Genomic DNA, 24,892 nt, shown 5'->3' with positions numbered 1-24,892 from the left:
GCCACTCCCATGACGATGACACACTCTTTAGGCGCCGGATTAAGCCTTAAGCCCGAGCATTACGCCGACGCCAGGGCCAGTCCATCCTCTCTCTGGTTCGAGGTTCACAGTGAAAATTATCTCATGGCGGGTGGCCCGCGCAGAGAGTGGCTGGCGGCCATCCGCCAGCAACACCCGATCTCGCTGCACGGCGTTTCGCTTTCACTGGCCGGTGACGAGCCACCGGACGCCCAACTGCTCGCGCAGCTAAAAGCGCTAGTGACTGACATCAAACCAGCGCTTGTTTCCGAGCACCTCGCCTGGTCGCGCTGGAACGGGATTTATTATCCTGACCTGCTGCCGGTGCCGAGGACAACGCGGGTGATGCACCGCGTTATTGACAACATTAACCGCACGCAGGACACGCTGGGCTGCCAGATTTCACTGGAAAATCCTACGCACTATTTGCAGATGCCGGAACACGAATGGGATGAAATCGAATTTCTCGGCGAAGTCAGCCGCCGGAGTGGGTGTGGCCTACTGCTGGATCTGAACAACGTCTGGCTCAGCGCCCACAACCTCGGCTTTGAGGCCGCAGCCTGGCTGGGCTGTTTCCCGGTCGAACGTGTGACTGAGATCCATCTGGCGGGCTTTAGCCCCGACGAAGGGGGCAGCGATTTGCTGATCGACAGCCACGATCAGTCAATATCCGAGGAGGTCTGGCGGCTGTATACGCAACTGATTCAGCGGGCGGGAGCAAAACCCACGCTTATTGAACGGGATGGCAACCTGCCTGCGTTTAACGTGTTGCTGGCCGAACAGCAGCGTGCCCAGCGCATCCTCGACACAATGGGAGCCGCCGTATGAGCACTCAGTTAAGCCGCTACCACGAGGCATTTATTGGCCTGTTATACGGTGAGGCTAGATCCGAGCTAAGCCATCTTCAGCATCAGCCCGGTATTGCCGTTTATCGCAACAGCGTGATCAAAGCCTGCGTTGACGCCCTGGACGCTAACTTCCCCAGCGTATCCAGGCTTACCGGAACCGATTTTTTCCGTCAAATGGCGCGCGGCTATGCGCTTGAACGCCCCCCATACGAAGGTGAACTGGTTCGCTATGGCGACGCCTTCCCCGCCTTTATTAGCGCTTATCCTCCGGCCAGAGAACTGACTTATTTAAGCGCCGTGGCCGAGCTGGACAAGCTGTGGCTGGAGGTGTTTTGTGCCCCGGCCTCGGCCCCGCTGGACGTGCATGCACTGGCAAGCACCACGGCGGATACCCTGGGCACCACATCATTACGGCTGCGGGACAGCGTTCGCTGGTACTGGCACCCCACGCTGCCGGTGTTCACGCTCTGGGCGTTCAACCGCGAACAAACCGCCGCGCCGGAGACGATTCACTGGCAGGGCGAAGGCGCTCTGCTGGTTCGCCGCCAGCAGCGCATTTTTGCCGAACCCTTAAGCCAGGGCGGATCGGTCTTCCTGACTGCCTGCCGCTTGGGGGCAACCCTCGATCAGGCTAGCGAACAGGCCCTGGCTGCCGAGCCAGCCCTCGCCCTCGGCCCTTTTTTCAGCAACCTGCTTAGTCGCGGCGTGTTCGCCGCATTTTAATCACACCTTTTGAGGATAAATGATGAAAGTATCTGAACAACACATGACAGAACAAGGCGTGAGAGCGCTATGGAATAGACTCTGGGATCGCATCGAGAGAGGCGTCGGCGACAACTTGCTGTTGCTGATAGCCCGCGTGGGCGTTGCCGCCGTGTTCTTCCTTTCTGGCCGCACAAAAGTCACGGGGTTTATGACGCTAAAACCGTCCACCTACGAGCTGTTCCGCACCGAATATGCGCTGCCGCTTATCCCCTATGATATCGCCGCGCACCTGGCCACGCTGGCCGAACATACTTTCCCTGTTTTGCTGGTGCTGGGATTATTTTCACGCTTCGCTGCAACGGGATTGCTGTTTATGACCCTGGTGATTGAAATTTTTGTCTACCCGGACGCATGGCCCACGCACCTGATCTGGGGCGGATTACTGCTGCTGGTTATCGCCCGTGGCGCTGGCCGCTGGTCGCTGGACAGGGTTCTGAGGCTGGTATGAGAAAAACAGGCGAGGCACTTCATCTATCGCGCCTCGCCTGCTGCCTGTACGGCAGTGAACAAGAGCTTTTCACAGCTAACGCCTTGTTGAAACTGATAAAGCTGTCTATTTTCTCATTCCTGTCCTTTTTGGGACACGACTCTGCTGAATGGATAAATCAATGAGTTACGAAGTGGGCCAGGAAAAGGGTCTGCGCGTCTTCGGGCTTTGATGTCGCTGAACCAGAATAAAATCCGCTTATCACCAACGGCTCAGGAAGAGTATCTCAGCGCATCCACCAGCAGGGAGAACGCGGTCGTGTGCTGCTTACGGCTGGGGTAGTAAAGGTAATAACCTGGGAACGGTTTGCACCAGGACTCCAGAACCCGGACCAGCCGCCCTTCGGCAAGCTCATCGGAAACCGTGTCGCTCGGCACAAATGCCAGGCCGAGACCTTGCAGCGCGGCATCAATGCGCTGGCTCAGGCTGTTGAACGTTAGTTGCCCATCCACGCGAATTTTCAGCTCACGCCCGTCCTTTTCGAATTCCCACGCATACAGTCCTCCCAGGGTAGGCAGCCGCATATTGATGCAATTATGCTGCTGGAGATCCTGCGGCGTCGCCGGATAGCCATGTTTCGCAAAATAGGTCGGAGAACCAATGACCGACATAGTAAGCTCCGGGCCAACGCGCACGGCCACCATATCTTTTGCCACCTGCTCGCCGAGACGAATCCCGGCGTCGAACTGCCCGCTGACAATATCGGTCAGGGCGTTATCCACGCTGATTTCTACATTGATGTCCGGGTAGTCGACCAGGAAAGTTTTCAACACCGGCCATAAAACCGACTGCAAGCTGTGTTCGGCCGCATTGAGCCGAATGTTGCCCGCCGGCCGCGCACGCATTTCACTCAACGCAACCAGCTCGTTTTCAAGATCGGCAAAGCGAGGCGACAGGCTGGCAAGCAGCTTTTCACCGGCTTCAGTGGGCGCGACGCTGCGCGTGGTGCGGGTCAGTAAGCGCAGTTGAAGACGCTCCTCAAGACCACGAATCGCGTGGCTGAGCGCGGACTGGGACACGCCAAGCTTTGCCGCTGCTCGGGTAAAGCTGCGCTCGCGTGCCACTTCGATAAATGACATTAGATCGTTGAAGTTTTCTTTCAGCATGGCCGAAACAAGCCTCACTAAGGAACAGAATATTCCCAGTATAGCGAGATTAATGAACTGGATTCATAAGCTCCTGTACTTTTCCCTGGCTAGTTCTCTACAGCGTTCGGGACTACCGTATGACAACGAACGATGACCTTCTCGACTGGAGCATTTGATGAAAATTATCCGCAGCGGTTCAAAACCTTCACAGCAGGGCCCGGAAAGTTATTTCACCGGCACAGTACGCATTGATTCACCTTTTAGTGGCACTGAAAACGCCCGCGTTGGCGGAGCAATTGTCACCTTTGAGCCGGGGGCACGCACGGCCTGGCATACTCATCCCCTCGGCCAGACGCTGATAGTCACCCAGGGGCGAGGCTGGCTTCAGGCATGGGGCGAAGAAATTCAGGAGCTGAATCAGGGCGATATCGCATGGATACCTGAAGGCGTTAAACACTGGCATGGCGCATCGCCGGAGACGGCAATGACGCATATCGCCATAGCGGAGTCCTTAAACGGCAGCCCCGTTGAGTGGCTGGAAAAAGTCAGTGACGAGCAATACAAAAAGTAAGCCGCGAAACCTGCGTTGTCATCCCCCCGGCAATCGCTTTCTCCCTTCACTGCTCTCCCGCCAGGAGAGCCGTTTTTTGGTCCTACCAATCTGACTAAAAACGTGCCCTTTTCTACAAAACGCTGATAAACACTCGTCAGGTCGTTGCCTTTCATTAACACAAGATTAACCATTAGCCATCATTTGCTCTACAAAGCAAAATTGGTCCTACCAATCTAATAAAAAACGATAAACGCCTCACCCTGGAGAACACCTGCATGCAAGTCTGGCCCCAACTCTACGACCCGCTCGGGAATATCTGGCTGTCGAGCCTGATTGCCGCGCTCCCTATTCTGTTTTTCTTCTTCGCGCTGATTAAGCTGCGGATGAAGGGCTACAAAGCGGCAACGATCACGGTATTTCTCGCCCTGCTGGTTGCCCTGTTTTTATACCGCATGCCGGTGGATCGCGCGCTTGCCTCGGTGGTGTACGGCTTCTTCTACGGCCTGTGGCCCATCGCCTGGATTATTGTGGCCGCGGTGTTTGTCTACAAAATTTCGGTCAAAACCGGGCAGTTCGACATTATTCGCTCCTCTATCCTGTCGATCACGCCGGACCAGCGCCTGCAAATGCTGATCGTCGGTTTCTCTTTCGGCGCCTTTCTGGAAGGGGCTGCCGGGTTTGGGGCGCCGGTTGCCATTACCGCAGCCTTGCTGGTCGGCCTCGGGTTTAAGCCGCTGTACGCCGCAGGTTTGTGCCTGATAGTGAACACCGCGCCGGTGGCCTTCGGCGCGATGGGAATCCCCATTATCGTTGCCGGGCAGGTTACCGGCCTGGACAGCTTCGAAATCGGCCAGATGGTAGGCCGCCAGCTGCCGTTCCTGACGATCATTGTGCTGTTCTGGATCATGGCGATTATGGACGGCTGGCGCGGAATCAAAGAGACCTGGCCGGCGGTAATCGTAGCAGGCGGCTCGTTTGCTATCGCCCAGTATCTCAGCTCTAACTTTATCGGCCCCGAGCTGCCGGACATTATCTCTTCGCTGGTGTCGCTGGTGTGCCTGACGGCGTTCCTGCGGGTCTGGAAGCCGGTGCGCATTTTCCGCTTTGATAACGAGAACGCGGCTGCAACCGTGCAGGCGCAGACTGCGCAGAAATACACGACCGGGCAGATTGTCAAAGCCTGGATGCCGTTCCTGTTTTTAACGGCCACGGTTACGCTGTGGAGCATTCCGCCGTTTAAAGCGCTGTTCGCCAAAGGCGGCGCGATGGCGGACTGGGTCTATAATTTCTCCGTGCCGTTCCTGGATAACCTTGTCGCCAAAATGCCGCCGGTCGTTACCGCCAGTGCGCCTTACGCCGCGGTGTTTAAGTTCGACTGGCTGTCAGCCACCGGCACGGCAATCCTGGTCGCGGCGCTGATCTCAATTGTTTACCTGCGCATGAAACCGAAAGCGGCGCTGGTTACTTTCGGCGAAACGCTCAAGGAGCTGGCGCTGCCGATTTACTCCATTGGCATGGTGCTGGCGTTTGCTTTTATCTCCAACTATTCCGGGCTGTCGGCGACGCTGGCCCTGGCGCTGGCGCATACCGGCCACGCGTTTACTTTCTTCTCGCCGTTCCTTGGCTGGCTGGGCGTGTTCCTCACCGGGTCGGACACCTCGTCTAACGCGCTGTTTGCCGCGCTGCAGGCCACGACCGCGCAGCAGATTGGCGTGTCGGACCTTCTGCTGGTGGCGGCCAATACTACCGGCGGCGTGACCGGGAAGATGATTTCACCGCAGTCGATAGCCATTGCCTGTGCGGCGGTGGGGCTGGTCGGGAAAGAGTCAGACCTGTTCCGCTTCACCGTGAAGCACAGCCTGATTTTCACCTGCATGGTGGGAGTGATTACCACGCTGCAGGCCTATGTTTTAACCTGGATGATCCCATGACCCAAGCTGTGCCGCGCCTTGCCGACCAGATGGTTGAGCGTGTTAAGGCGCTGATTGAAGAACGTAATCTGGAGGCGGGCATGCGGTTGCCCGCCGAACGCCAGCTGGCCGCCGAACTGGGCTGTTCGCGCTCGATTTTACGCGAGGCGATTCAAAAGCTGATTGGCGAAGGCGTGCTGGCCAGCCGGCGCGGCGGCGGCACTTATCTGCGCTACCAGACCGAACAATGGTCGGAACAGCGCATCGTACAGCCGCTGAAAACGCTGGTTGAGGGCGACCCTAATTACCAGTTGGATATCCTCGAAGCGAGGCACTCCATTGAAGGCAGTACGGCCTGGTACGCCGCCATGCGGGCGACGCAGGCCGACAAAGAAAAGCTGATCGCCTGCTTCGATGCCACGCTCAAATTTAAAGAGAGCGATGACCCGGATTTAGCCGCCCAGGCCGACGTCAGATTTCACCTGGCGATTGCCGAAGCCTCCCACAATATCGTGCTGCTGCAGACCATGCGCGGGTTCTTCGACCTGCTGCAATCTTCGGTGCTGCACAGCCGCCAGCGCATGTACACCGTCCCGGCCATTTTTGCCGGGCTAACCGAGCAGCATGACGAATTATTGCAGGCGATTCTGGCCGGAGACGCCGAGCGCGCAAGGCGAGCTGCCCAGTCGCACCTCGGCTACGTCCACACCACTATCAAAACTCTGCAGGAAGACGAAGCCCGTCAGGCACGCATTACCCGCCTCCCGGACGAAGCAAGTGATGAAATAAGGGAAAAGAAACGATGATTATTTCCGCAGCAACCGACTACCGTGCCGCCGCCGAGCGCATTCTGCCGCCTTTTTTATTCCACTACATTGACGGAGGAGCCTATGCCGAGCATACGCTGAAGCGCAACGTGGAAGATCTGGCGCAGGTGGCGCTCAAGCAGCGCGTGCTGAAAAACATGTCGGCGCTGAGCCTGGAAACCCGGTTGTTTAACGAAACGCTGTCTATGCCCGTCGCCCTCGGCCCTGTGGGGCTTTGCGGGATGTACGCCCGCCGGGGAGAAGTTCAGGCCGCAAAAGCTGCCGCAGCAAAAGGCATTCCTTTTACCCTGTCGACGGTGTCCGTTTGCCCGATTGAAGAAGTCGCACCGGCGATTAACCGCCCGATGTGGTTCCAGCTTTATGTTTTGAAAGATCGCGGTTTTATGCGCAACGCGCTGGAGAGAGCGAAAGCCGCCGGGTGCTCCACGCTGGTATTTACCGTCGATATGCCGACGCCAGGGGCGCGCTATCGTGATGCTCACTCTGGCATGAGCGGCCCTAATGCCGCGATGCGCCGCTATTTCCAGGCGATGACGCACCCGCAGTGGGCATGGGACGTTGGCCTAAATGGCCGCCCTCATGATTTGGGCAATATTTCCACCTATCTCGGTAAACCAACCGGGCTGGAGGATTATATTGGCTGGCTGGCCAATAACTTCGATCCGTCCATTTCATGGAAAGATCTGGAGTGGATCCGCGAATTCTGGGACGGCCCAATGGTGATTAAAGGGATCCTCGACCCGGAAGATGCTCGCGATGCGGTACGCTTCGGCGCCGACGGGATCGTGGTGTCTAACCACGGTGGCCGCCAGTTGGACGGCGTGCTCTCTTCCGCCCGCGCCCTGCCCGCCATTGCCGACGCGGTAAAAGGCGATCTTACCATTCTGGCGGACAGCGGCATCCGCAATGGCCTGGACGTGGTACGTATGATTGCGCTTGGCGCTGACACTGTGCTGCTGGGGCGCGCTTTCCTGTATGCACTCGCCACTCATGGTGAGGCTGGCGTTAGCAATCTGCTGAACTTAATGGAGAAAGAGATGCGCGTGGCGATGACGCTCACCGGCGCGAAGTCCATTGCCGAAATCACCCCTGACCTGCTGGTTCGCCAGGGTTTATAGCGTACGGTCAGCCCGCAATCTCTGAAAAATGAATCCCCACCGCGTGCAGAACCTTTTTGGTGGTTTTGATGGTGGGGTTTCCACGCTCCGACAGCGTGCGGTACAGCGTTTCACGGTTTAGGTTTGCCGCTCTGGCAATCTCCGTAAAGCCACCTCTGGCTTCTACCAGCCGACGCATGGCAATGAGAAACACCGCTTCGCCGTCGTCACCGTCCAGCCCAATAAAAGCTTCTTTCAGGTACTCCACGGCGAAGGCACGATCGTCGCGGAGCATATCAATAACCGTTTGATCAAATTCGCTAAATTTCATTTTTTCTCCCTTGATGTTCAAGCCACCATTCTTTTGCACGTTCGATATCCGCCTGTTGATTGCGTTTATCTCCCCCCGCCAGTAGCAGCCAGACTGCTTTGCCGTCCTGGGCGTAGTACACCCTATAGCCAGGCCCTTCATCGATGCGCATTTCCCATACGCCCTGTCCACAGGGTTTATGATCGCCAGGGTTACCAAAGGAAAGTCGGTCGATCCTCATGACTATTTTGGTTTTTGCCCTCGCATCTTTTAACGCCTTTAGCCAGGCTTTGAACGGCGTTTTTCCTTCTGTCGTTTTGAAGAACGTAATCATGTACATCCTTGACTCCCTGAGTGTAGCTTTAAAGCAACGGTCAAGCACGAACAAAATTTAATCGCGCTTATTTTTCTCAGGGCAGGCTAACGAATTCTTGCTTGAGGTTGGTTGAAATCGTTCTTTGGTATGCAGGGTTTGCGGCACGGTTTCCGGGGAGTTATTCATCCTGGCTCGGGGCTTTCAAAAATATGCCTGAAAGCCCCTGGTTTATTTACTGCACAAATGCGGTCAGGCGGTTAAAGATGCCTGGATCATCGGCGTGGCGAATGATCTGCACCACATCCTCCAGCTTATCGACCTGACTGACCATCTGCTCCAGCCGCTGATCGTCTGCTACCTGCAGCCAGATGCGGCTCTGATCGCCTTCCGGCAGCGGTAAACAGAGAATGCCTTCCACGTTAAATGCGCGGCGGGCAAACAGGCCGCAGATATGTGACATCACGCCCGGGTGGTTGCGCACCGTGAGTTCCAGAATGACGGTGGATTGTTTAGTGATAGATTGCTGCATGACTTACTCTCCAATCATCTGAGTGTTGGCGGCACCCGGCGGCACCATTGGGTAGACTTTTTCATCGGCGTCGATACGCACGTGGATCAGGCAAGGCCCAGGGCGAGAAATCGCTTCCTGCAGCGCGGCCTGGGGATCTTCCGCCTGGTTCAGGTCGCAGGTTGCCAGGCCAAAGCCGCGGGCGATGGTCAGGAAATCCGTCATGCCGGGGTAAGTCGCGGCGAAGATATTCTGCTGGTAGAACAGCGTCTGTTGCTGGTGTACCAGCCCCAGCGCCTGGTTGTTCATCAGAATGATTTTCACATCCAGATTATTTTCCGCCGCCGTCGCCATCTCCTGGATATTCATCATCAGGCTGCCGTCGCCGGAGAAGCACAGCACTTTACGGCCAGGTTCGGCCAGCGCCGCGCCAACCGCAGCCGGTAAGCCAAAGCCCATGGTGCCCAGGCCGCCGGACGTCAGCCACTGGCGCGGACGGTTGAGCGGATAAGCCTGAGCCACCCACATCTGGTGCTGGCCTACGTCTGTGGTAACAATAGCCTCATCGTCTACGCAGGCCGCTGCGGCTTTGATCAGTCCATAAGGCATCAGCGGATTATCTGCCCCCGGCGTGGCAAATGGGAACTCACGCTGCAACTCGCTCACCGTCTGCAGCCACTCGCTGCGCCGGGCGTTTTTGGTCTGCGGAATAAGCTGACTCAGCACTTCACGTACGTCACCGCGAATCGCCACGTTGGCCTGCTTAATTTTGCCCAGCTCGGCACGATCGATATCAACGTGGATAATTTTGGCATTCGGGCAAAACTCCTCAGTTTTACCAATGGCACGGTCGTCAAAGCGTGCGCCCAACACGATCAACAGATCGGCTTCGTGCAGGATAAAGTTGGTGCTCCGCGCGCCATGCATTCCCAGCATTCCCAGAGAGAGCGGATGTCGGGCGGGGATCGTCCCCAGTGCCATCAACGTCATGGTTGTCGGCAGCCCGGCACGCTCCGCCAGCTCTCGCGCCTGCTCCGCTGCACCCGCGCTGATAATGCCGCCGCCCAGATAAAGCACCGGGCGTTTGGCTTCGTTGATCATCGCTGCCGCACGGGCGATGTCCTGATGGTCAAAGGCCGGGGCAGCGGAAGGCGCGGCTACCGCGGGCAGTTCGGCAATGTCGATTTCAGCGGTCTGAATGTCTTTAGGAATATCGATCCAGACGGGCCCTGGGCGGCCGGACTGTGCGATACGAAAAGCGTCGGTAATCACCTGCGGCAGCTCGTCAATGCTGCGCACCAGGTAGTTATGCTTGGTGATAGGAATCGAAATACCGTAGGTGTCCACTTCCTGGAAAGCATCGGCGCCAATCATTGAAGTGGGGACCTGGCCGGTGATACAAACCAGCGGAATAGAGTCGAGACGCGCGTCGGCAATGGCGGTGACAAGGTTTGTGGCCCCCGGCCCGCTGCAGGCGATGCAGACCGCCGGTTTGCCGCTGGTACGCGCCATACCCTGCGCCATAAATCCCGCGCCCTGCTCGTGGCGAGCCAGAACGTGGCGAATGCGGGGGCTTTGGCTCAAGGCATTGTAGAGCGGCAGTACGGTGCCACCGGGAATGCCACTAACCGTTGTAATGCCATGATGCTCCAACATTTTTACAATCAGCTGGGCGCCGGTGATGCGTTGTGCGGGTGTGTCCGAAATTGCCATGCTCCAGTCCTTATAATTAGCCGGTTCGCTTCTGGGCAGGCACTTAAAACAAGAAACCCCGCCCGGTTTGCGCCGGCGGGGTTTGGAATCGATGCGTTGATTCAGTCCCTACGGCGCATTGCCGACGACCACCACCACACGCACGACGACCACCGCGGCTGGTAGCGCGGTAACTAGTAGGGTCGAAGTCTGCAGGGAATGAGTCATGGGTTTCCTGAATCAAGATTAAAAGTCGATATTGATAAAATCATACTCGCTGGTTTCGCACAACAGGATTTTTAACGTCAGCTAAAAAACGAGCTAAATGTCACATTTTTGTTAAATGCTAAGTCTTAGCAGCAGCGTCCGCCGCCTTTACCGCTGTAGCGGGCATCCTGACGCTCGCGGAAAAATTCTTCATAGGTCATTGGCGTCTGCTCAGGGTGCGTCAGACGCATGTGCTGCACGTAGTTGTCGTAGTCGGGTACGCCAATCATCAGCTTCGCGGCCTGACCGAGGTATTTCCCGGCTTTGGCTAGACTATCGAACATGGTACCTCCAGTGGGTTGCCCCTCGCCCCAGCCCTCTCCCCAAAGGGCAGAGGGAAAAAGATAAAAAATGCGCCCTTCTCCGCTCAGAGCTAAGGTAAAACCCAATTTATCCCCTCTCCCTTTCAGGGAGAGGGTAAAATCAATGTACGCTCTTCGCCTGCGCCACGATCTGTTCGTAATTCTCAGGCATCGGCTCATACGGCGTTTCGCTCGACGTCGGTTGCTCAGACTTCAGCGCCTTAAGCGCAGTTTTCAGCGAGAACCAGCCGAGCACCACAACCACCACCATAAAGAAGATGGTCAGCCCCGCATCCAGGCGGTTGTTAAACACCAACTGGCTGAGCTGCGACTGCGTGTACTGCGCCGGAATATTACCGCTGTCGATCATCGCCTGGAACTTATTGGCGATGGCGAGGAAGCCCACTTTTGCATCCGAGCTGAACGCTTTCTGCCAGCCTGCGGTTAACGTGCACACCAGCAGCCAGGCGGTCGGCATCAGCGCCACCCAGGCATAGCGCTGCTTCTTCATTTTGAACAGCACAACGGCGCACAGCATGAGCGCCATGCCCGCCAGCATCTGGTTGGCGATACCGAACAGCGGCCACAGCGTGTTAATGCCGCCCAGCGGATCGACCACGCCCTGATGCAGGAAGTAACCCCAGGCGAGCACACAAAGCCCGGTGGCAAGCAGGTTGGCCGGCAGCGAATCCGTCCGTTTCAGTCCCGGAGAGATTACGCCCAGCAGATCCTGCAGCATAAAACGTGCCGCACGAGTCCCGGCATCCACCGCCGTCAGGATAAACAGCGCTTCAAACAGGATGGCAAAGTGGTACCAGAACGAGACGTCCATCAGCCCGCCGAGCGCGCCGTGCAGAATATATGCCATGCCAACGGCCAGCGTTGGTGCCCCACCGGCGCGGGAGATGATGCTCTGTTCGCCCACTTCGTTGGCAATGTTGGTCAGCGTTTCCGGGGTGATATGGAAGCCCCACCCGCTCACCACCTGCGCGGCAGAAGCGACAACATCCGCCGTGCCAGCAGGCGCCAATACAGCCATCGGGCTGTTCATCGCGAAGTACACGCCCGGATCGATGATACAGGCTGCCACCAGCGCCATGATCGCTACGAAGGACTCCATCAACATGCCGCCGTAGCCAATGAAGCAGGCCTGATTTTCGTTCGCCAGCATTTTTGGCGTGGTGCCGGAAGCAATCAGCGCGTGGAAGCCGGAAACGGCCCCACAGGCGATGGTGATAAACAGGAACGGGAACAGATCCCCACTCCAGACCGGGCCGGTGCCATCAATGAATTTTGTTAATGATGGCATTTGCAGCGTCGGACGCATGATCAAAATGCCGATAGCCAGCCCGATGATGGTGCCGATTTTCAGGAAGGTGGAGAGGTAATCACGCGGGGCCAGCAGCAGCCACACCGGCAGCACCGAGGCCACAAAACCGTACCCTACCAGCATCCAGGTGAGCTGCACGCCCGTAAAATCAAAGTACGGCGCCCAGGTCGGGCTCTCCGCTACCCAGCCGCCGGAAATGATGGCAAACACCAGCATCACCAGGCCAATCACCGACACTTCGCCGATACGCCCAGGGCGTAAATAGCGAATGTAGACGCCCATAAACAGCGCCAGCGGGATGGTGAAGGCCACGGTGTAAGTCCCCCACGGGCTGTGGGTTAACGCCTTCACCACGATCATTGCCAGCACGGCCAGGATAATCACCATGATCATAAAGCAGGCGACCAGTGCGATAACCCCCGCAGTGTTGCCCATTTCTTCTTTAACTAACTCCCCCAGCGAACGCCCGTTGCGACGCGTGGAGACAAACAACACCATAAAGTCCTGCACGGCGCCCGCCAGTACCACGCCTGCCAGCAGCCAAAGCATGCCCGGCAGGTAACCCATTTGCGCGGCAAGCACCGGTCCCACCAGCGGCCCCGCCCCGGCGATGGCGGCAAAGTGGTGGCCAAACAGCACTTTTTTATCCGTTGGGACGTAATCAAGGCCGTCATTGTTTCGCACGGCCGGCGTCATGCGCGTGGCATCCACCGTTAGCACGCGTTTAGCGATAAACAAACCGTAGTAACGATAGGCAATCAGGTAGATACAAACTGAGGCAATAACAATCCACAGCGCATTTATCTGTTCACCGCGATTCAGTGCGATGTAGCCGAGGGCGAATGCGCCGATCAAAGCGAGCACGACCCAGACGAGGTGTTTCCCAAATCTATCCATCAATTTTGTCCGTTTTCTAAGTGGATACCGAGAGTTGTTACATTTTGTTTCTAGCCTGGAATAGCGATTCTCACAATCGGAAGGGGGCAAAACACGGGGCATTTACCTCAGTTTGTTAATGAGATCACCTAAATATGTATCGGAACCGTAACAGCAGAAGGTCAATTGTGGAGCATCAGGTTAATGAATGATTGATACGGGGAGTAATAACCCAGGCTGATTAATTAGCGGCTTTAATAGATTGCAAAAATGCAATTGATAAAGACATTGATAATTGTTTTCATTTGCAATAGCGTGTTTCCGCACTTTCAACTCCAGGCACTTTTGCCGCGTCCTTCCTCGTTTGGGAAAGGAACTTAAGGGACGCAGGCGGTGACACTCAGGATAAATAATGAACAATACATTATCGTACTCCCTCGCCACACTGGTGAGTCTGGGCCTCTACGGCACCGCTTTTTCAGCGGCAGCAGCAGAGGTACCCCCCGCTGAAAACGAAGACACGCTCGTCGTCACCGCAGCCCAGCAAACGCTGCAGGCACCCGGCGTGTCGGTGATTACTTCCGACGAATTAAAGAAGCACCCGGTCGCGCGCGATGTCTCTGAAATCATTCGCACCATGCCGGGAGTTAACCTGACCGGCAACTCCACCAGCGGGCAGCGCGGCAACGGCCGCCAGATCGACATTCGCGGTATGGGGCCAGAAAACACGCTGATCCTGGTTGACGGTAAACCCGTCACCAGCCGCAATTCAGTGCGCCTGGGCTGGCGCGGCGAGCGTGATACCCGCGGCGATGCCTCCTGGGTTCCACCGGAAATGATCGAACGCATTGAGGTCCTGCGCGGCCCGGCAGCAGCCCGCTACGGCAATGGGGCGGCTGGCGGCGTGGTGAACATCATCACCAAACGCAGCAGCAACGAATTCCACGGCAGCTGGAACACCTATTTCAATGCCCCGGAGCACAAAGATGAAGGCGCAACGAAACGCACCAACTTCAGCCTGACCGGGCCGCTCGGTGACGACGTGAGTTTCCGCCTCTACGGCAACCTCGATAAAACGCAGGCGGACGCCTGGGACATCAACCAGGGGCACCAGTCACTGCGCACCGGGTCTTACGCCAACACGCTGCCAGCGGGCCGAGAAGGCGTTATCCATAAAGACCTGAACGGAATGATCCGCTGGGAATTTGCCCCGATGCAGGCGCTGGAGTTTGAAACCGGCTACAGTCGCCAGGGGAATCTCTATTCAGGTGATACACAGAATACGAATACCAGCCAGTTGGTGAAGGACAACTACGGCAAAGAGACCAATCGCCTCTACCGCCAGACCTATGCCGTGACCTGGACCGGCGGCTGGGATAACGGCGTCACCACCAACACTTATGCGCAATACGAACACACCCGTAACTCGCGCATGAATGAGGGCCTGGCGGGCGGCACGGAGGGGATTTTCTCCAACAACCAGTTCTCAGATATCGATCTCAGCGATGTCATGCTGCACAGCGAAGCAAGCATTCCGTTTACCCTGTTGGTGAATCAAAACCTCACCGTCGGTAGCGAATGGAATCAGCAGCGCATGAAAGACGGTACCTCCAACACCCAGTCGTTAAGCGAAGGCGGGCCGATTCCGGGGCTCTCATCCACCGGCCGAAGCCCTTATTCCAAAGCGGAGATCTTCTCTCTGTTTGCCGAAAACAATATGGAGCTAACCAGCAGCACCATGCTGACGCCGGGTCTTCGGTTCGATCATCACTCCATCGTGGGGGATAACTGGAGCCCGTCGCTGAATCTGAGCCAGGAATTGGTGGAAGACTTGACGCTGAAGCTCGGTATTGCCCGGGCTTATAAAGCGCCAAGTCTGTATCAGACCAACCCGAACTACATCCTTTACAGCCGCGGTCAGGGCTGTGCGGCCAGCGGCGGGGCGTGTTATCTGATGGGGAATGAGGATCTGAAAGCCGAAACCAGCGTCAACAAAGAAATTGGCCTGGAGTTCAAGCGCGACGGCTATCAGGCCGGGATCACCTGGTTCCGGAACGACTATCGCAACAAAATTGAATCCGGCTATTCACCTATTGCCTCTAACAGCAAGAAAACCGACATCTACCAGTGGGGCAACGTGCCTAAAGCGGTGGTGGAAGGTCTTGAAGGTACGATTAATCTGCCGCTGACGGAGACCGTAAGCTGGAATAACAACCTGACTTACATGCTGCAAAGTAAAAATAAGGAAACCGGCGATCGCCTGTCGATCATCCCTGAATACACGCTTAACTCCACGCTTAGCTGGCAGGTTCGCCCGGACATTTCGCTGCAAAGCACCCTGACGTGGTACGGCAAACAGGCACCGAAGAAGTACAACTATAAGGGAGTTCCTGTCACCGGCAGCGACACCAACGAGGTCAGCCCTTATAGCATCCTTGGCATGAGCGCGACCTGGGACGCGACCAAAAACGTCAGCTTCACCGCCGGGATCGACAACCTGCTGGATAAGCGCCACTGGCGCGCAGGTAACGCCCAGACCACCGGGAATGACACGACCAAATCCTACATGTACGGCGCTGGCGCGGAGACCTACAACGAGCCTGGCCGCACGTACTACATGAGCGTCAATACGCACTTCTAAGCTCGGTTCGGGAGGCTAATAAGCCTCCCAAATTGATCGCCAACGGCCGAAAAACAGAGAAGACAATTTATTGTCTGTTATTAGACCGAAATTTAGATTTTTTTTGGGTTAATAGCCCGACTAAACGCTTCCCTTCTTTATTGCCTTTCCGGTGAAAAAATCGCTTGATGCCCGTTCATAAGAAAATGTTATAGTCGAAAAATCACCCAAAAAAAGACAGACAACATAATTTTCAACAAGGAGTTACCTCTGATGGCTCAAGCATTATCCCTCGAAGGCTTTTTAACCTCAGTACAGTCCCGCGATCCGCACCAGGTAGAATTCGCTCAGGCGGTTCGCGAAGTGATGAGCACGCTGTGGCCGTTTCTGGAAAACAATCCGCAATACCGCCAGCAGGCGCTGCTCGAACGTCTGGTTGAGCCAGAGCGCGTGATTCAGTTCCGCGTCGCCTGGGTGGACGACAACAATCAGGTGCAGGTGAACCGGGCCTGGCGCGTGCAGTTCAACTCGGTCATTGGCCCGTTCAAAGGCGGCATGCGCTTCCACCCTTCCGTTAATCTGTCGATCCTCAAATTCCTCGGCTTTGAACAGACCTTTAAAAACGCCCTCACCACGCTACCGATGGGCGGCGGCAAAGGCGGCAGCGACTTTAATCCGAAGGGCAAAAGCGAAGGCGAAATCATGCGCTTTTGCCAGGCGCTGATGCTGGAGCTTTATCGCCACCTTGGCCCGGACACCGACGTCCCGGCGGGGGATATCGGCGTTGGTGGTCGCGAAGTCGGCTACATGGCGGGGATGATGAAAAAGCTCTCTAACAACACCGCCTGCGTGTTTACCGGCAAAGGGCTGTCGTTCGGCGGCAGTCTGATCCGCCCGGAAGCGACCGGCTACGGCCTGATCTACTTCACCGATGCCATGCTGCAGCGCCACGGCCTGGGCTTTGAAGGCATGCGCGTGGCGGTTTCCGGCTCCGGGAACGTCGCTCAGTATGCGATTGAAAAAGCCATGTCGCTCGGCGCTCGCGTGGTCACGGCGTCTGACTCCAACGGCACCGTGGTAGATGAAGCAGGCTTTAACGCAGAGAAACTGGCCCGCCTGTGCGAAATCAAAGCCAGCCGCGATGGCCGCGTCGCCGACTATGCCCGAGAGTTTGGCCTGACTTATCTGGAAGGCCAGCAGCCGTGGAGCGTGCCAGTCGATATCGCTCTGCCTTGTGCTACACAGAACGAGCTGGACGTCGATGCTGCCCAAACGCTTATCGCCAACGGCGTGAAAGCGGTAGCCGAAGGGGCAAATATGCCAACCACGATTGCTGCGACGGATCTGTTTGTGGAAGCTGGCGTGCTGTTCGCGCCGGGTAAAGCGGCAAACGCAGGCGGTGTAGCAACGTCCGGGCTGGAAATGGCGCAGAATGCGGCCCGTCTGAGCTGGAAGGCAGAAAAAGTAGATATTCGCCTGCACCACATCATGCTTGATATTCATCAGGCCTGCGTGGATTACGGTGGCGAAGGAAAACAAACCCAGTACGTTCGCGGCGCGAACATCGCCGGGTTCGTAAAAGTCGCGGACGCTATGCTGGCTCAGGGCGTGCTGTAACTTGCAGGGTGAGGGCCTTCGCCCTCACCTTCTCTGCCTACAAGGTAAGCTTCATCTCGTATTGCCGAATCTTATCCAGGGTAAAGCCGCTGCCTAAAAACACCGGCGAAACGGTTTCGGGCAGGCTGGGAATAGTCACTAATCCAGGGAACTGGCGCTGAAGTAAAGCCAGCAGCTTTTTTGCCTTCCCGGATCGTCGCGCATACGGCTCAACAAACAGCCCTCTGAGCTTCGGTATTTCGCCGGGAACGACCATCGCATAAGCCACTTCATCCAGTACAAAAGCCTTACCGGGCAGCTTATACAGCGTTTCAGCCGCGCAAAGCCACGGCAGCGGCGCATCGTTAGCGGCCATCATTCTATGGGTCATTTGCAGCGGATCGATTTCCAGCAGTTCGCCGTCGGCCTCGCCTTCAGGAACACCTGCAGACTGGAAGCCCACCAGCGTTTGCTGGGGCACAAAGCCCATTCGCTCATAGAGCGCCAGCCCGCCTTCGTTGCCTAAAATCACTTCCAGATAAAATTGCTTATCCCCGCGCTCGCGCGCGGCATCAATAAGCTGCTGAATGAAGATCTTGCCTAAACCCTGCCCGCGCAGTTCCGGGCGAATCGCAAACGCGGCCAGGCGGCAGGTTTGCCCGCGTCGGGTCACCAGCGCCATGGCTTTGGGCTCTCCACGGTAAAGCCAGATAGGGCTGTCGCCTGGGAAAAGATCTTCTGAGGCAAAACGCCAGCCGAACGTTTCCCCTTCCAGACGAAAAGGCACCACGTACTGTTCAAAACAGTGGGTTAATATCTCTGCCAGCTGAAAGCTGTTCCAGTTCAGCGCGGGTTTACTCACAATCTCGTGCCGCATACTCTCTCCCGTTTTAAGCAATTATTATTCTCCGGAAGATAATGTTTAGCACAGCTACGGCATCAGAATGTAGCTTCCTGTGCAGGAGTCGCTGTGTTATTCAACGGCTTAACGCGAAACCACGGCAGGCAAAGCTGAATGAGAGGCCCGATAGCTAACGCATAAAGCACGGTGCCCACGCCAAAACTGCCGCCCATCAGCCAGCCGGAGATCAGCACTGTCACCTCAATGGCGGTACGCACGCTGCGCACCGACCAGCCCGTTCTGGCATGGATCCCGGTCATCAGCCCATCTCGCGGCCCGGCACCAAAACCAGCGCCGATATACATGCCTGTCGCAAGGGCATTCACTATCAAAGCACCGACCAGCAAAACGGATCGCGCAAAAAGCGATTCAAGCGGCGGCATTAGCGCCAGCGTGGCATCCGCCGCCAGCCCCAACACAATCACGTTGCTAATGGTGCCAAGGCCTGGACGCTGACGCAGCGGGATCCACAGCAGCAACACCAGCGCCCCCACAATAATCATCACCAGCCCGAGGTTGAGCGAAAAAAGTCTGGCCACGCCGAGGTGGAAAACGTTCCACGGGTCCGCGCCCAGATCGGCACGCACGAACATAGCGGTTGAAATGCCGTAAAAGACCAGGCCGGTATAAAGCTGCAGCAGGCGACGAGCCATCATGACAAAGATCCTCAGTGTGTTTTTATGGCTATACCCTCTCGCAAAATGGACCTAGTATTAAGGTCCAGTTATCAGAAAGTGGACTGCTATGACGCTGCGCAGAATCGGAATTTCATCTTTAACTCGCCTGCTTGGCCACTGGCATCAGGCATCATCCCGGTCGCCGGTCTATCGCCAACTGGCGGACGGACTGCGGCTGCTGATCCTGGATGGGCGCCTACCGCTCGACAGCAGGCTGCCGGGGGAAAGAGAGCTTTCTGGCGCGCTGGGCGTGAGCCGCACCACGGTGGCCTCTGCGCTGGCGCAGCTCAGGGAGGAAGGGTATCTGCTGAGCCGCCAGGGCTCAGGCTCCGTCACCATGCTGCCCGAAAGCAGCCCGGCCATTTCCCCCTTGCCCGGCAATGCTCCGGTACTGGATCTCTCCACCGCCGCCCTCAGCGCCGGGCCGGAAATTCATCGGGCATACTCCACCGCGCTCACTTTCCTGCCGGAACATTTGTCCTCAACCGGCTATGACAGCCAGGGCTTGCCGGAGCTGAGAGAAGCAATTGCGCGGCATTATGCGTCACGGGGATTACCCACGACGCCTGACCAAATCATGGTGGTCAACGGTGCCGTCAGCGGACTGGGGCTAATACTTAGACTGTTCACCGGCCCGGGCGATCGCGTCGTCGTAGACCATCCCACTTACCCGATGGCGTTGGCGGCGATTCGCGGCGCCTCCTGCCGCCCCGTGCCGGTCAGCCTGCCCGCAAGCGGTTGGGATGTTGACGGTCTAGCGGCGACTATCGCCCAGACTTCTCCCCGGCTGGCTTACTTGATTCCAGATTTCCATAACCCAACTGGCCGCTGTATGGACGCGGCCACGCGCCAAAGGGTGAACGAGATAGCCGCCCGCAGCCACACCACGCTGGTTGTGGACGAAACGATGGCCGATCTCTGGTTTGATGCTCCTCCTCCTTCTCCCCTGGCGGCTTTTGGCCCGGAAGCACACACCATCTCGCTCGGCTCCGCCGGGAAAAGTTTCTGGGGCGGGCTGCGCCTCGGCTGGATAAGGGCTTCAGGCAAAACCATCAGTTCGCTGATACAAATCCGCAATACCTTTGATTTAGGGACGCCTCTGCTGGAGCAACTGGCTGCCACGCAGTTGTTTGCCGACGCGGCGCAGTTCTTGCCTCAGCGCAGAGAGATGCTGCGCCAACGCTGCGAAACCAGCTTCGCCGCGATGCAAGCGCTGTTCCCGGACTGGCAAACATCGCCCCCGGAAGGCGGCCTGTCGTGGTGGGTGGAACTACCGAAACCGCTGGCCACGATTTTTGCCGCCGCCGCCGAGAGTCAGGGCATTCGGATCGGTGCCGGGCCAAGGTTTGGGGTCGATGGGGCTTTTGAGCGCTTTTTACGCCTTCCCTTCAGCCTTGAACCCGCAGAGATGCAGCTTGCCCTGCAGCGGCTACAGCCGCTTTGGCATCACCTGGCGGCAACAAGAAATGAAAGTCTGCGGGGAATGGTATTTTAGAAAGCGAAATATTTCCCTCTAAAATAAAAGAGAGAAATATTATTCTGCAAGCACAGCAATAAGGCGATGCAATAAATTAGTTTTGTGAAATTCTGGGAATAGCGAACCCTTTTAGGGTGATGGTGAAATGTTCACCCTCTTTTTTAATACTGGCCCCGGTATCGCACCAGTCTGAAGCAATGCGGAAAAACTCATCGCTGCCAATATTCCAGCCCAGCTTCACTTTTTTCAGGTAACCTGAACGCAATAACTCACAGGCTTGCTGATAGCTGTAGGCGGTACTGTCCGTACCGGCGTTCATTTTTTCTTCTTCAACAGTTTACGCAATGCCTTGATCTCACGATCGTTTAATGGCGTCACGCGGGCCTCAGAAGTATGCTGACTGTCCACATCATCTTCATCGACGCCCACGTCGCTGTCGAGCTCGTCAAAGGCTTTGGACAGAAGTCGTTCCGTTACGCTTGCCAGGGTTTCACTATTCTCTTCCGCATAGTGACGAATCTTCTCTTTTAACTCGATGCTTATTTTTACGTTCAGCGTAGCCGTCGTCATTGCAAATCCTTAGTGCTTAAACAGAGGTTGGTGTTTAATACTATAGAGAATAAATAAGATCCAGCCAGTGAGATAAATTTAATATTTCTGTCATAATTCAAATACCCGGAAAATATATCAGGTTTATTTATTTACAAAGGCGGCAGCCTGCGTTTCACCGGCGTGCTTTTGACGATAGACGTATTGCACTGGGCAAACTCAGCCAGCTCATCAAGAATTTCATCAAGTTGCTCAATAGAGCGGATCACCAGCCGGATGATGAAGCAATCTTCACCGGTGATTTTGTCGCATTCTATACACTCGGGAATCGCCTGAATCATCTTCTCCACTTTATGCAGCATGCCCGGTAACGGTTTCATGCGAACCAGTCCCTGCAGGGTGTAACCCAGAGCCGTGAGATTGGCGTTCATGGTGTAGCCGTTAATCACGCCGCGTTCCTCCAGCCGCTTTACTCGTTCTGCCGTGCTCGGTGAAGAAAGACCAATTTTTCCACTAAGCACTTTCAGGGAGATACGAGCATCCGCCGCAAGAATAGTCAGAATATGCCTGTCGATATCATCGGGAAGGTAATCACTCATTTTTATCTCATTTATAAAGGCAAAAGTATCTTATAACCTAATTTTTATACTTCAACGAGTTCGCCGCAGTGCGCAGAATAAAGTTCTTTATTCTGGAGAGACAAAATGATTCGCGAGATAAGAACCGGCAGCCTGCAAATGATTGTGGCGATGCTCATCTCCGGCACCATCGGCGCCCTCGTAGTAATATCTCAGCAGCCTATCGCCAACGTCGTTTTCTGGCGCTGCGTGTTTGCGACTATTACGCTGTTCATATTGGGCCTGATGAGCGGTAACTGGCGCAGCCATCTGACCCGCAGGGTCGTTGCGATATCCGCCCTCGGCGGCGTGGCGCTGGTCGTCAACTGGCTGCTGCTGTTCGCTGCCTATTCACGAACGTCCATTGGGCTTGCCACGGTCCTGTACAATACGCAGCCGCTGATGCTGGTCGGGATGGGCGTTTTTATCCTGAAAGAGAAAGTCAGCCGCAGCAAGTGGCTTTGGCTGGGAGCATCCTTTATCGGCATGCTGCTTGTGCTCTCAAGCGGGCTAAATCATGACGGGAATGGTGGCTGGCTTTTGGGCATCGTGCTGGCACTGGGCGCCGCGTTCTTTTATGCCCTGACGGCGCTTATCACACGCCAGTTGAGGGGCATTCCTCCACAGCAAATCGCACTCGTTCAGGTGGCCGTCGGCACGCTGCTACTGCTGCCACTGGTAGATTTCCAGTCGCATATGACATTCACGCATTGGGGAATTGTCGCCACGCTGGGCATAGTGCACACCGGCATTATGTACCAGTTGCTGTATGGCGCGATCCAAAAGCTGCCGACGTCAATTACCGCCTCACTCTCGTTTATCTACCCCATTGTGGCGGTGATCGTGGATCGCTTCGTCTTCCATCACAGTCTGAGCCCGATTCAGTTTATCGGTGGCGCGATGATTTTGCTGGCAGCGGCTGGGATCAACTTAGGATGGGGAGAAAAGCGTATGACTAAAACATTGCTGGCTAAGGGGTAGCCAGAATTGGGTGGGGGCCCTGCCAGCTACATCCCGGCACACACGTCGCCTGCTGCGGCTGCTTCCTTCCGGACCTGACCGAGTTCACAAGTTAGTGTTGCGGGAGAACCAACAGGGCCCCCATTGAGAGCGTTGTTATCCAACGCGCTGGCGCATTATCCACATCCCCCCCGCGAATTGCAAGCCAGCGGCGGTCAGGTGTTGGTTTATTGCGCATCAACGGTTTAACTTGGTGCTTTCTCCGTCGCCGATTATCCTTAGAAGCGATTTTGCCAGGAGTTCTCTATGGATAAGCACGATTCCTTTCCACAGCGCGTTTACCAAATTGTTGCCGCCATTCCCGAAGGTTGCGTGACCACCTACGGCGAAATTGCCGCGCTTGCCGGGTCGCCCCGGGCTGCCCGCCAGGTGGGTGGCGTACTCAAGCGTCTGCCCGAAGGCAGCCGTTTACCGTGGCATCGGGTGGTGAACCGGCAGGGTGTGATTTCACTGACAGGACCCGATCTCCAACGTCAGCGCCAGGCGCTGCTTTCTGAAGGAGTGATGGTGTCAGGCGACGGTCATATTGATATGCTGCGTTACCGCTGGAAATATTAAAACGCCCCCAATTTGGGGGCGTTTCGCTTTAGTAAGTTGTTGGCGCAGGCACTGCCGAAGATGGCGTCACCTGAGTCGGCGAGGTGGATGGCACCGTTGTTGCCGCCCCACCGCCTTGCTGAACTGGAATCGCCGTATTTTGTACCGGCACCAGCGTCAGATCTGCCTTCGTCCCGCCCTGGTTGATCACCGGCTGGAAGGTATCGGTGATAAACATCAGCTTACCGTCCACGGTGATGGCGGCACTCAGCAGGATACGCGCGTTCGGCTGAATGTCAGCCGGGTTGAACGGAATCACGAAGCTGAAAGGCGCCTGTTTACCTTCGGTACGCGTGACTTTCTGAGCAATGACTTTCGAAGGGGCATCGGCCAGTGAAGCGTCAGAGACAGTCACCGTCAGCACGGCATCTGGCGGCAGAGCAACCCGCTGACGGATCCATGCCGTACCGGAGACGTTAGGCATTGCGATGTTAGATTGCTGGGCAGATGCGGCCCCGGCGGATGCACTCGGCGCAGGAGTAGGCACATCAGCACTCTTGTGTGCGCAACCTGCAACAGCAACCGCGATAGCCAAAGCACTTAACATAGGCACAAGTTTCATTGATTTTTTCTCCTTATTATCAATGTCGCGCCGGGGACTAACCCCGTTGAAAAACGCGCTTAACGGCTTAAGTGTGGCACAGATCACTGAATTCTGCTGAAAACCAGGAATGTTCCCAGCGGCAGTGCATCAAATACGCTGTTTAAGGGCATGTTATAATCGAGAAAATTTGCCGCATTCCCTTTTATTGAGGACATTTTATGAGTCAGGCGCTCAGCAATTTATTGGCGTTACTTAACCTGGAAAAAATTGAAGAGGGATTGTTCCGTGGCCAAAGCGAGGATTTAGGCCTGCGTCAGGTGTTTGGTGGGCAAGTGGTCGGCCAGGCGCTTTACGCAGCTAAAGAAACCGTACCGGAAGAGCGCCTTGTTCACTCTTTCCACAGCTATTTTTTACGCCCGGGCGACAGCCAAAAGCCCATTGTTTATGACGTAGAAACCCTGCGCGACGGCAACAGTTTTAGCGCCCGCCGCGTTGCTGCGGTGCAGAACGGCAAGCCGATTTTCTATATGACCGCGTCATTCCAGGCCCCTGAATCTGGCTATGAGCACCAGAAAGAGATGCCCCCAGCGCCAAAACCGGATAGCCTGCCGTCCGAAACGGACATCGCCCGCTCTCTGGAAAAATTCCTCCCGCCGCATGCGAAAGAGAAGTTTCTTAGCGAAAAGCCGCTGGAAATTCGCCCGGCCGTATTCCACAACCCGCTGAAAGGCCATGTCGATCAACCTTCCCGCCAGGTCTGGATCCGCGCGAACGGCAACATGCCGCAGGATCTGCGCGTGCATCAGTATCTGCTCGGCTATGCCTCCGACTTCAATTTCTTGCCGGTCGCCCTACAGCCGCATGGCGTTGGTTTCCTGGAACCGGGGATGCAGGTCGCGACTATCGATCACTCCATGTGGTTCCATCGTCCGTTCGACATGAACGAATGGCTGCTGTACAGCGTGGAAAGCACCTCCGCGTCGAGCGCTCGCGGCTTTGTCCGTGGAGAGTTTTATACGCAGGATGGCGTGCTGGTCGCGTCGACGGTTCAGGAAGGCGTCATGCGCCATCGCGGGTAGTTAACGCTAAAATAAAAAACC

Annotated in this window: 27 protein-coding genes and 1 other RNA gene; 13 read left to right on the top strand and 15 right to left on the bottom strand. The window is 56.2% G+C overall.

Annotated elements, in window-relative coordinates; genetic code table 11:
* Positions 1-9 precede the first annotated feature (9 nt).
* From bufB to F3J26_RS14130, 3 genes are read left to right on the top strand one after another with little or no spacing between them, the layout of a single operon-like run.
* A complete protein-coding gene (bufB, locus tag F3J26_RS14140) occupies positions 10-846 on the top strand; it encodes an MNIO family bufferin maturase (RefSeq protein ID WP_205246505.1) in 837 nt (278 codons plus the stop codon).
* Positions 843-1,589, top strand: coding sequence for an HvfC/BufC family peptide modification chaperone (locus tag F3J26_RS14135; protein ID WP_166994461.1), 747 nt, complete (start codon positions 843-845; stop codon positions 1,587-1,589). Before bufB ends, F3J26_RS14135 begins: the two co-directional genes overlap by 4 nt.
* Before the next feature lie 19 nt (positions 1,590-1,608).
* On the top strand, positions 1,609-2,079 hold the full coding sequence (locus tag F3J26_RS14130; RefSeq protein WP_286180285.1) for a DoxX family protein: 471 nt from the start codon (positions 1,609-1,611) through the stop codon (positions 2,077-2,079).
* A gap of 251 nt (positions 2,080-2,330) precedes the next feature.
* Here F3J26_RS14130 and F3J26_RS14125 read toward each other — a convergent pair whose 3' ends face one another.
* Positions 2,331-3,224: a LysR family transcriptional regulator gene (locus tag F3J26_RS14125; RefSeq protein WP_008454704.1), complete on the bottom strand. Its 894-nt coding sequence runs from the start codon at positions 3,222-3,224 to the stop codon at positions 2,331-2,333.
* Positions 3,225-3,381: 157 nt separating this feature from the next.
* On the opposite strand from F3J26_RS14125, the gene F3J26_RS14120 reads away from it, so the two are divergent.
* The 4 genes from F3J26_RS14120 (at position 3,382) to lldD (ending at position 7,614) form a co-directional block, all read left to right on the top strand.
* On the top strand, positions 3,382-3,777 hold the full coding sequence (locus F3J26_RS14120; RefSeq protein ID WP_166994459.1) for a (R)-mandelonitrile lyase: 396 nt from the start codon (positions 3,382-3,384) through the stop codon (positions 3,775-3,777).
* A gap of 257 nt (positions 3,778-4,034) precedes the next feature.
* On the top strand, positions 4,035-5,690 hold the full coding sequence (gene lldP / locus F3J26_RS14115; RefSeq protein WP_166994457.1) for an L-lactate permease: 1,656 nt from the start codon (positions 4,035-4,037) through the stop codon (positions 5,688-5,690).
* Entirely contained in the window at positions 5,687-6,475 is a 789-nt protein-coding gene (lldR, locus tag F3J26_RS14110) for a transcriptional regulator LldR (RefSeq protein ID WP_166866296.1), read from the top strand. The genes lldP and lldR overlap by 4 nt, the downstream gene beginning before the upstream one ends.
* A complete protein-coding gene (lldD, locus tag F3J26_RS14105; protein ID WP_008454700.1) occupies positions 6,472-7,614 on the top strand; it encodes an FMN-dependent L-lactate dehydrogenase LldD in 1,143 nt (380 codons plus the stop codon). The genes lldR and lldD overlap by 4 nt, the downstream gene beginning before the upstream one ends.
* 7 nt (positions 7,615-7,621) lie before the next feature.
* Here lldD and F3J26_RS14100 read toward each other — a convergent pair whose 3' ends face one another.
* From F3J26_RS14100 to cstA, 7 genes are all read right to left on the bottom strand, one after another.
* Positions 7,622-7,924: an addiction module antidote protein gene (locus F3J26_RS14100; RefSeq protein WP_008454699.1), complete on the bottom strand. Its 303-nt coding sequence runs from the start codon at positions 7,922-7,924 to the stop codon at positions 7,622-7,624.
* Positions 7,914-8,243 carry a type II toxin-antitoxin system RelE/ParE family toxin gene (locus F3J26_RS14095; protein ID WP_008454698.1) on the bottom strand — a complete coding sequence of 110 codons (330 nt, stop codon included), beginning with the start codon at positions 8,241-8,243 and terminating at the stop codon, positions 7,914-7,916. The genes F3J26_RS14100 and F3J26_RS14095 overlap by 11 nt, the downstream gene beginning before the upstream one ends.
* 208 nt (positions 8,244-8,451) lie before the next feature.
* A complete protein-coding gene (gene ilvN, locus F3J26_RS14090) occupies positions 8,452-8,748 on the bottom strand; it encodes an acetolactate synthase small subunit (RefSeq protein ID WP_008454697.1) in 297 nt (98 codons plus the stop codon).
* A 3-nt stretch (positions 8,749-8,751) separates the two neighbouring features.
* Positions 8,752-10,440: an acetolactate synthase large subunit gene (gene ilvB / locus F3J26_RS14085; protein ID WP_008454696.1), complete on the bottom strand. Its 1,689-nt coding sequence runs from the start codon at positions 10,438-10,440 to the stop codon at positions 8,752-8,754.
* A gap of 108 nt (positions 10,441-10,548) precedes the next feature.
* Positions 10,549-10,647, bottom strand: a complete 99-nt coding sequence (gene ivbL / locus F3J26_RS14080; RefSeq protein ID WP_071842708.1) for an ilvB operon leader peptide IvbL — start codon at positions 10,645-10,647, stop codon at positions 10,549-10,551.
* Between the two features lie 125 nt (positions 10,648-10,772).
* The gene (locus F3J26_RS14075) at positions 10,773-10,970 is read right to left on the bottom strand and encodes a YbdD/YjiX family protein (RefSeq protein WP_166866308.1); all 198 of its coding nucleotides are present in this window, start codon (positions 10,968-10,970) and stop codon (positions 10,773-10,775) included.
* A 139-nt stretch (positions 10,971-11,109) separates the two neighbouring features.
* Positions 11,110-13,215, bottom strand: coding sequence for a pyruvate/proton symporter CstA (gene cstA / locus F3J26_RS14070; RefSeq protein WP_008454692.1), 2,106 nt, complete (start codon positions 13,213-13,215; stop codon positions 11,110-11,112).
* 391 nt (positions 13,216-13,606) lie between these two features.
* Between cstA and F3J26_RS14065 the strand changes: the two genes are divergently transcribed.
* On the top strand, positions 13,607-15,835 hold the full coding sequence (locus F3J26_RS14065; RefSeq protein ID WP_166994455.1) for a TonB-dependent siderophore receptor: 2,229 nt from the start codon (positions 13,607-13,609) through the stop codon (positions 15,833-15,835).
* A gap of 252 nt (positions 15,836-16,087) precedes the next feature.
* Positions 16,088-17,431, top strand: coding sequence for an NADP-specific glutamate dehydrogenase (gene gdhA, locus F3J26_RS14060; RefSeq protein ID WP_166994453.1), 1,344 nt, complete (start codon positions 16,088-16,090; stop codon positions 17,429-17,431).
* Between the two features lie 37 nt (positions 17,432-17,468).
* On the opposite strand, the gene F3J26_RS14055 is transcribed toward gdhA, so the two are convergent.
* Both F3J26_RS14055 and yczE read right to left on the bottom strand, forming a co-directional pair.
* On the bottom strand, positions 17,469-18,287 hold the full coding sequence (locus tag F3J26_RS14055) for a GNAT family N-acetyltransferase (RefSeq protein ID WP_166994451.1): 819 nt from the start codon (positions 18,285-18,287) through the stop codon (positions 17,469-17,471).
* Positions 18,288-18,349: 62 nt separating this feature from the next.
* A complete protein-coding gene (gene yczE / locus F3J26_RS14050; RefSeq protein ID WP_166994584.1) occupies positions 18,350-18,964 on the bottom strand; it encodes a membrane protein YczE in 615 nt (204 codons plus the stop codon).
* 91 nt (positions 18,965-19,055) lie between these two features.
* On the opposite strand from yczE, the gene yczR reads away from it, so the two are divergent.
* The gene (yczR, locus tag F3J26_RS14045; protein ID WP_166994449.1) at positions 19,056-20,483 is read left to right on the top strand and encodes a MocR-like transcription factor YczR; all 1,428 of its coding nucleotides are present in this window, start codon (positions 19,056-19,058) and stop codon (positions 20,481-20,483) included.
* Positions 20,484-20,559: 76 nt separating this feature from the next.
* Here yczR and F3J26_RS14040 read toward each other — a convergent pair whose 3' ends face one another.
* From F3J26_RS14040 to F3J26_RS14030, 3 genes are all read right to left on the bottom strand, one after another.
* Positions 20,560-20,784: a hypothetical protein gene (locus F3J26_RS14040; protein WP_008454666.1), complete on the bottom strand. Its 225-nt coding sequence runs from the start codon at positions 20,782-20,784 to the stop codon at positions 20,560-20,562.
* Positions 20,781-21,035: a hypothetical protein gene (locus F3J26_RS14035; RefSeq protein ID WP_008454659.1), complete on the bottom strand. Its 255-nt coding sequence runs from the start codon at positions 21,033-21,035 to the stop codon at positions 20,781-20,783. The genes F3J26_RS14040 and F3J26_RS14035 overlap by 4 nt, the downstream gene beginning before the upstream one ends.
* Before the next feature lie 131 nt (positions 21,036-21,166).
* Positions 21,167-21,613: an Lrp/AsnC family transcriptional regulator gene (locus tag F3J26_RS14030; protein ID WP_008454658.1), complete on the bottom strand. Its 447-nt coding sequence runs from the start codon at positions 21,611-21,613 to the stop codon at positions 21,167-21,169.
* 105 nt (positions 21,614-21,718) lie between these two features.
* Between F3J26_RS14030 and F3J26_RS14025 the strand changes: the two genes are divergently transcribed.
* Positions 21,719-22,612: an EamA family transporter gene (locus F3J26_RS14025; RefSeq protein WP_166994447.1), complete on the top strand. Its 894-nt coding sequence runs from the start codon at positions 21,719-21,721 to the stop codon at positions 22,610-22,612.
* Positions 22,613-22,629: 17 nt separating this feature from the next.
* On the opposite strand, the gene ffs is transcribed toward F3J26_RS14025, so the two are convergent.
* Positions 22,630-22,726: signal recognition particle sRNA small type (gene ffs / locus F3J26_RS14020), an RNA gene on the bottom strand.
* Positions 22,727-22,897: 171 nt separating this feature from the next.
* Between ffs and F3J26_RS14015 the strand changes: the two genes are divergently transcribed.
* Complete coding sequence (locus F3J26_RS14015) at positions 22,898-23,209, top strand: MGMT family protein (protein ID WP_008454656.1); 312 nt, start codon at positions 22,898-22,900, stop codon at positions 23,207-23,209.
* A 28-nt stretch (positions 23,210-23,237) separates the two neighbouring features.
* Here F3J26_RS14015 and F3J26_RS14010 read toward each other — a convergent pair whose 3' ends face one another.
* Positions 23,238-23,810, bottom strand: a complete 573-nt coding sequence (locus F3J26_RS14010) for a YbaY family lipoprotein (RefSeq protein ID WP_034807615.1) — start codon at positions 23,808-23,810, stop codon at positions 23,238-23,240.
* A gap of 200 nt (positions 23,811-24,010) precedes the next feature.
* Between F3J26_RS14010 and tesB the strand changes: the two genes are divergently transcribed.
* Positions 24,011-24,871 carry an acyl-CoA thioesterase II gene (gene tesB, locus F3J26_RS14005; protein ID WP_166994444.1) on the top strand — a complete coding sequence of 287 codons (861 nt, stop codon included), beginning with the start codon at positions 24,011-24,013 and terminating at the stop codon, positions 24,869-24,871.
* The last annotated feature ends 21 nt before the right edge of the window (positions 24,872-24,892 follow it).

This window comes from Enterobacter sp. Ap-867, assembly GCF_011752855.1.
Lineage (GTDB): Bacteria > Pseudomonadota > Gammaproteobacteria > Enterobacterales > Enterobacteriaceae > Cedecea.
The sequence above is the reverse complement of the archived record's forward strand: the minus strand, read 5'-3'. Positions and strand labels throughout refer to the sequence as shown.